This window comes from Cellulomonas sp. A375-1, assembly GCF_001040865.1.
GTDB classification, from domain to species: Bacteria; Actinomycetota; Actinomycetes; order Actinomycetales; family Cellulomonadaceae; genus Cellulomonas; species Cellulomonas gelida.
In genome coordinates this window covers 1-5,707 of the sequence record NZ_LFKW01000028.1, presented here as the reverse complement: position 1 = coordinate 5,707, position 5,707 = coordinate 1, and the positions used below count along the sequence as shown (strand labels likewise).

Genomic DNA, 5,707 nt, shown 5'->3' with positions numbered 1-5,707 from the left:
CTCACCTCGCCACAGCCGGAGCAACCCCTGGGTCACACCTCCCACCACCCACGAACCAGCGCTCACTCAGGCCTCACCTCGCCACAGCCGGAGCAACCCCTGGGTCGAGCGCAGCGCGTCACCGAGCCAGCACCTACTCAGGCCCCACCGAGTCACCGCCGGAGCAAGCCCTGGGTCATGCCGCCCACCACCCACGAGGCAGCGGTTGCTCAGGCCTCACACCGCTATGGCCGGAGCAAGTCCTGGGTCGAGGGCCAGGGCGCGCGGACCAGCCTGCGCTCGCTCGGGGTCGGGGGGTCGGAGGCTGAGCGTGCGCTGGGTGGAGAGCAGCGGTGCGGGTCGAGCAGCGCGGGCGGGTGGCGTGCGTGGCGTGGGAGTGAGTGGAAGGCGTGGGCGGTGGAGCGGCACGTGCGGGGCTGGGTCGAGTGTGGGTGGGCGGGTGTCGGAGGGCTGTCGTAGCGTGCTGGGGGTCCGATTCGACCGATTCGCGGTCGGGCGGCACGACGAGGACGGAGCGTGCGATGCCCCACGGAGACATCACCCACATCGACATCCCGGTGTCCGACAACGACGCCGCGACCCGCTTCTACGGCACGCTGTTCGGCTGGCAGATCGCCGAGGTCGCGGGCTACGAGGGCTACCCCATGTGGCAGGCCCCCAACAAGATCAGCGGCGGCGGCCTCGCTCCGCGCTCCGAGGGCTTCACCCAGCCGCGCAGCTACGTCGAGGTCGACTCGATCGACGAGACGATCGCGAAGGCCACGGAGCTCGGCGCGACCGTCCTCATGCCCAAGTCGCCGATCAGCGAGACGAGCTGGTGGGCCGTCGTGCGCGACCCCGACGGCAACGACATCGGGCTCTACGAGGGCGAGACCAGCTGACCCAGGCCGCGGAGTCGGGCGGGCAGTCGGTACCGGGGGGTGCCGGGGTCAGACGAGCAGGCCGATGGCGAGCGTCCCGACGAGGGCGATCGCCGCGACCATGGACACGACGACGAGCACCCTGCGCGACCGCATGAACCTCATACCGACTCCTCCCCCGACTCGGCGCGCAGGCGTGGCTCGGTGCGCCGCCGCGGCTGGAAACCTGACTTGTCGGCGTAGAACGCACGGATGACGTCCATGTCCGCGCGGACGTCGCCGGTGAGCCGGACGGTCGGGCCGAGGCCCGTCGTCATCGTGGTCCGGTCGACGTAGCCGAGCGTCACCGGCCAGTCCACCTCGCGGGCGATCCGGTAGAAGCCCGACTTCCAGCCGGACCCGCTGCGCGTGCCCTCGGGCGTCACGACGAGGTAGAACCGCTCGCCGTCGCGCACCCGCGAGACGAGCTCGTCGACGAGCCCGGCGGGGTCGCGCCGGTCCACGGGGATGCCGCCCAACCCTCGCATGAGCGGGCCGGCGAGGCCCGAGAACAGCGTGTGCTTGCCGAGCCACCGGAACGGCAGCTCCTGCTCCCACGCGATGCCGAGCATGAAGATGAAGTCCCAGTTGGACGTGTGCGGGGCGCCGATCAGGATGCCCGCGCCGTCCCGCGGCGGACGCTCGGTGACCAGGTCCCAGCGGCTGACCCGCCAGAACGCGCGGGCCACCGTCCGACGAACGCTCACGACTCGCTCCTCGTGCTCAGTGCGCCTGGATGAGGCTCATCGCCTCGGCACGCGTCGCGGCGGTGCGCATCTGCCCGCGCACCGCGGACGTCACGGTGCGTGAACCAGGCTTGCGGACACCGCGCATCGACATGCACAGGTGCTCGCACTCGATGACGACGATCACGCCGCGGGGCTCGAGCTCCGCGACGAGCGCGTCGGCGATCTGCGTCGTGAGGCGCTCCTGGACCTGCGGGCGCCGCGCGAAGACGTCGACGAGCCGCGCGAGCTTCGACAGCCCCGTGATGCGACCGTCGGCGCCCGGGATGTAGCCGACGTGCGCCACACCGTGGAACGGCACCAGGTGGTGCTCGCACGTCGAGTACACCTCGATGTCCTTGACCAGGACCATCTCGTCGTGACCGAGGTTGAAGGTCGTCGTCAGGACGTCCTTCGGGGTCATCCGCAGCCCGGCGAAGATCTCCCGGTAGGCACGCGCCACACGCGCCGGGGTGTCCTGCAGGCCCTCGCGGTCCGGGTCCTCACCGACGGCGATCAGCAGCTCACGGATCGCGGCCTCGGCGCGCGGCTGGTCGTACTCACCGACGGGGCCGGTGGGCTCCGTGATCGGGTCGACCATCAGTTGGCCTCGGGCGTCTGCGACGGCGGGAGCTCGATGGTCTCGACCGGCGGGCGCTCGTGGTTCGCGGCGACGGCCTCGTCCTCGGGGACGACGGCGTGCCCGTTCTGCGCGGCGATCTCGGCGGGCGTCTGGATCGGCGGGCGGTCCGAGACGGCACGCTGGTCGCTCGAGAGCCACACCTGCCGCGGCTCGCGCTTCACCACGGGCTCGAAGATCTCCGCGAGCTGCTTGGCGTTGAGCGTCTCCTTCTCGAGGAGCTCGAGCACGAGGGCGTCCAGGACGTCGCGGTACTCGACCAGGATCTCCCAGGCCTCGTCGTGCGCACGGTCGATGAGCCCGCGCACCTCGGCGTCGATCCGGCCCGCGACCTCCTCGGAGTAGTCGCGCTGGTGGCCCATGTCGCGGCCGAGGAAGACCTCGCCGGAGTCCTGACCGAGGCGGATCGCGCCGATCGAGCTGCTCATGCCGAACTGCGTCACCATGCGGCGCGCGGTCGCGGTGGCCTTCTCGATGTCGTTGCCCGCACCCGTCGTCGGGTCGTGGAAGACGAGCTCCTCGGCGACGCGGCCACCCATCGCGTAGGCGAGCTGGTCGAGCAGCTCGTTGCGCGTGACCGAGTACTTGTCCTCGACGGGCATGACCATCGTGTAGCCGAGCGCGCGACCGCGGGGCAGGATCGTCACCTTCGTGACGGGGTCCGTGTAGCGCAGCGCGGCGGCGACGAGCGCGTGGCCGCCCTCGTGGTACGCCGTGAGCTTCTGCTCCTTGACGTTCATGACGCGCGTGCGCTTCTGCGGACCTGCGACGACGCGGTCGATCGCCTCGTCGAGCGCGTGGTCGTCGATGATCTGCGCGTTCTGCCGCGCGGTGAGCAGCGCGGCCTCGTTGAGGACGTTCGCCAGGTCCGCGCCCGTGAAGCCGGGGGTCCGACGAGCGACCGCGGTCAGGTCGACGGCCGGGGCCATCGGCTTGCCCTGCGCGTGCACCTGCAGGATCCTCTCGCGGCCCTTGAGGTCCGGCGGCTCGACCGCGACCTGGCGGTCGAAGCGGCCCGGGCGCAGCAGGGCCGGGTCGAGGATGTCGGGCCGGTTGGTCGCGGCGATCAGGATGACGTTCGTCTTGACGTCGAAGCCGTCCATCTCGACGAGCATCTGGTTCAGCGTCTGCTCACGCTCGTCGTGCCCGCCCCCCAGGCCGGCGCCACGGTGGCGACCGACGGCGTCGATCTCGTCGACGAAGATGATCGCGGGAGCGTTCTGCTTGGCCTGCTCGAAGAGGTCACGCACGCGGCTCGCGCCCACGCCGACGAACATCTCGACGAAGTCCGAGCCGGAGATCGAGTAGAACGGCACGCCGGCCTCACCCGCGACGGCGCGGGCCAGGAGGGTCTTGCCGGTCCCGGGCGGGCCGTACAGCAGCACGCCCTTGGGGATCTTGGCGCCCACCGCCTGGAACTTCGCCGGCTCGGAGAGGAACTCCTTGATCTCGGTGAGCTCCTCGACCGCCTCGTCGACGCCCGCGACGTCCGCGAACGTGACCTGTGGGGACTCCTTGGAGACCAGCTTCGCGCGCGACTTGCCGAAGCTCATGACCCGCGAGCCGCCGCCCTGCATGTTGGCCATGAGGAACCAGAAGATCGCCAGGATGATGATGAACGGCAGCACGAGCGACAGCAGGCTGCTCCACCAGGAGGTCTGCGGGTTCTCGGACGTGAAGCCCTTCTCGAGGTCGGCGCTCTGCACCGCCTTGACGACCGTCTCGCCCTGCGGCACGACGTACTGGAACTGCACGAGCTTGCCGAAGTCGTCGTCGCCCTTGACGAAATTCTTGTCCAGCGTGAGCTGCACGCGCTGGACGCCGTCGGTGATCTTCGCGGACTCGACGGTGTCACCCGCGAGCAGCGCGAGGCCGTCGGACGTGTCGATCGACTTGACGCTGGGCTGGGTCAGCGTGGACACGCCGATCCAGAGCAGCACGACGGCGAGCACGATCCACAGCAGCGGACCGCGGGCGAGGCGCTTGACGTTCATAGGCGTTCGGGGCTCGGCCCCTCATCCTCCTGCTCGAGCGGGCTGATCGGTCGAACGTACACGTTCCGCCTGGCGTTCCCGGGCCCTGTTCGCGCAGGGCACAGCCTGCCGACGGCCGGGTCGTGCACCGCCGGCGGACGGGTCCGCGGGGTCAGGCGCCGTAGACGTGGGGTGCGAGCGTGCCGACGAACGGCAGGTTGCGGTACTTCTCGGCGTAGTCGAGCCCGTACCCGACGACGAACTCCGACGGGATGTCGAACCCGACGTACCGGACGTCGACCTCGACCTTGGCGGCGTCGGGCTTGCGCAGCATCGTTGCGATCTCGACGCTCGCCGGGCCGCGGCTGCGCAGGTTCGACACGAGCCACGACAGCGTCAGGCCCGAGTCGATGATGTCCTCGACGATCAGGACGTGCCGACCGATCAGGTCGGTGTCGAGGTCCTTGAGGATCCGCACGACACCGGACGACTTGGTCCCCGACCCGTAGGACGAGACCGCCATCCAGTCCATCTGCACGGGTGAGTGCAGCCGGCGCGCGAGGTCGGCCATGACCATCACGGCACCCTTGAGGACGCCGACGAGCAGGAGGTCCTTGCCCGCGTAGTCCGCGTCGATCTGGGCCGCGATCTCGTCGAGCCTGCCGTGGAGCTGCTCTTGCGTGAGCAGGACCTTCTCGAGGTCGGCTCCCATGTCCGCAGGGTCCACTGCTGCTCCTGTCAGGTGCGGTGCTGGTCCGCCGGACGGGTCGCCCGGGCTGGCATCGGTGGGCTGTCGGGCCCGACGACAAGCGTGCCACAGCGGCGGCGTGCCACCACCCGCCCGGGCAGCTGGACGGGGCCCTGGCCGTGCCAGTCGGTGAGCAGCGCGTCCACCGCGAGCACGTGCACCCGGTGCACCGAACCCGCGGGCGCCCCCGCGGCGACGACCGCCGCACGCACGGCCCGCCGCCGCACGGCGTCCTCGGCCCCGAGCAGGACACCCACGTCGAGCACCACCCCCACCCCCACCCCGCCGTCGGAGCCCGCCGCGCCGTCGCCGACCGGGGCCGCGTCGTCGTTCCCGCGCGGGTTCGTCGCTTCGGGCCGACGAAGCGGTGCCGGAGCAACGAAGCGCCCGGCGACCGGGACACGGGGGTCGGCGGGGGAAGACGAGTCGGCAGGGGTGAGGGCGTCGGCGAGGAGTGTGGCGCCTGCGGCGTCGAGCGCTGCGGCGTCCTCGCGCAGGTGGGTCGCGGTGCGGGCCAGTGCCCGCGCGACGCCCGGTCCCAGCTCGCGCTCCAGCACCGGCAGCACGTGGGCGCGCACGCGGCTGCGCAGCGGGTCGCCGGGCTGGCCCGCGTTGGTCGGGTCGTGCCACGGGTCGAGGCCGAGCACCTCGCACACCGCGAGCGTGTCCTCGCGCCGGATGCCGAGCAGGGGCCGACGCAGCCGTCCGCGCACCCCGGCCAT

General features: G+C 71.3%; 6 protein-coding genes. 1 reads left to right on the top strand and 5 read right to left on the bottom strand.

Features of this window, described 5'->3' with window-relative positions:
* The first annotated feature begins 521 nt into the window (after positions 1-521).
* Complete coding sequence (locus CWIS_RS02860) at positions 522-881, top strand: VOC family protein (protein ID WP_048341733.1); 360 nt, start codon at positions 522-524, stop codon at positions 879-881.
* A gap of 140 nt (positions 882-1,021) precedes the next feature.
* On the opposite strand, the gene CWIS_RS02855 is transcribed toward CWIS_RS02860, so the two are convergent.
* From CWIS_RS02855 to CWIS_RS02835, 5 genes are all read right to left on the bottom strand, one after another.
* Positions 1,022-1,606 (bottom strand): 1-acyl-sn-glycerol-3-phosphate acyltransferase, encoded by a 585-nt coding sequence (locus CWIS_RS02855; protein WP_048341732.1) that lies wholly within the window; start codon positions 1,604-1,606, stop codon positions 1,022-1,024.
* Between the two features lie 16 nt (positions 1,607-1,622).
* Positions 1,623-2,225 (bottom strand): GTP cyclohydrolase I FolE, encoded by a 603-nt coding sequence (folE, locus tag CWIS_RS02850; protein ID WP_048341731.1) that lies wholly within the window; start codon positions 2,223-2,225, stop codon positions 1,623-1,625.
* Entirely contained in the window at positions 2,225-4,258 is a 2,034-nt protein-coding gene (gene ftsH / locus CWIS_RS02845) for an ATP-dependent zinc metalloprotease FtsH (protein WP_048341730.1), read from the bottom strand. Before ftsH ends, folE begins: the two co-directional genes overlap by 1 nt.
* 151 nt (positions 4,259-4,409) lie before the next feature.
* Entirely contained in the window at positions 4,410-4,964 is a 555-nt protein-coding gene (gene hpt, locus CWIS_RS02840) for a hypoxanthine phosphoribosyltransferase (RefSeq protein ID WP_048341729.1), read from the bottom strand.
* 11 nt (positions 4,965-4,975) lie between these two features.
* A partial coding sequence (locus CWIS_RS02835; protein WP_048341728.1) for a TilS substrate-binding domain-containing protein occupies positions 4,976-5,707 on the bottom strand: 732 nt, incomplete at its 5' end.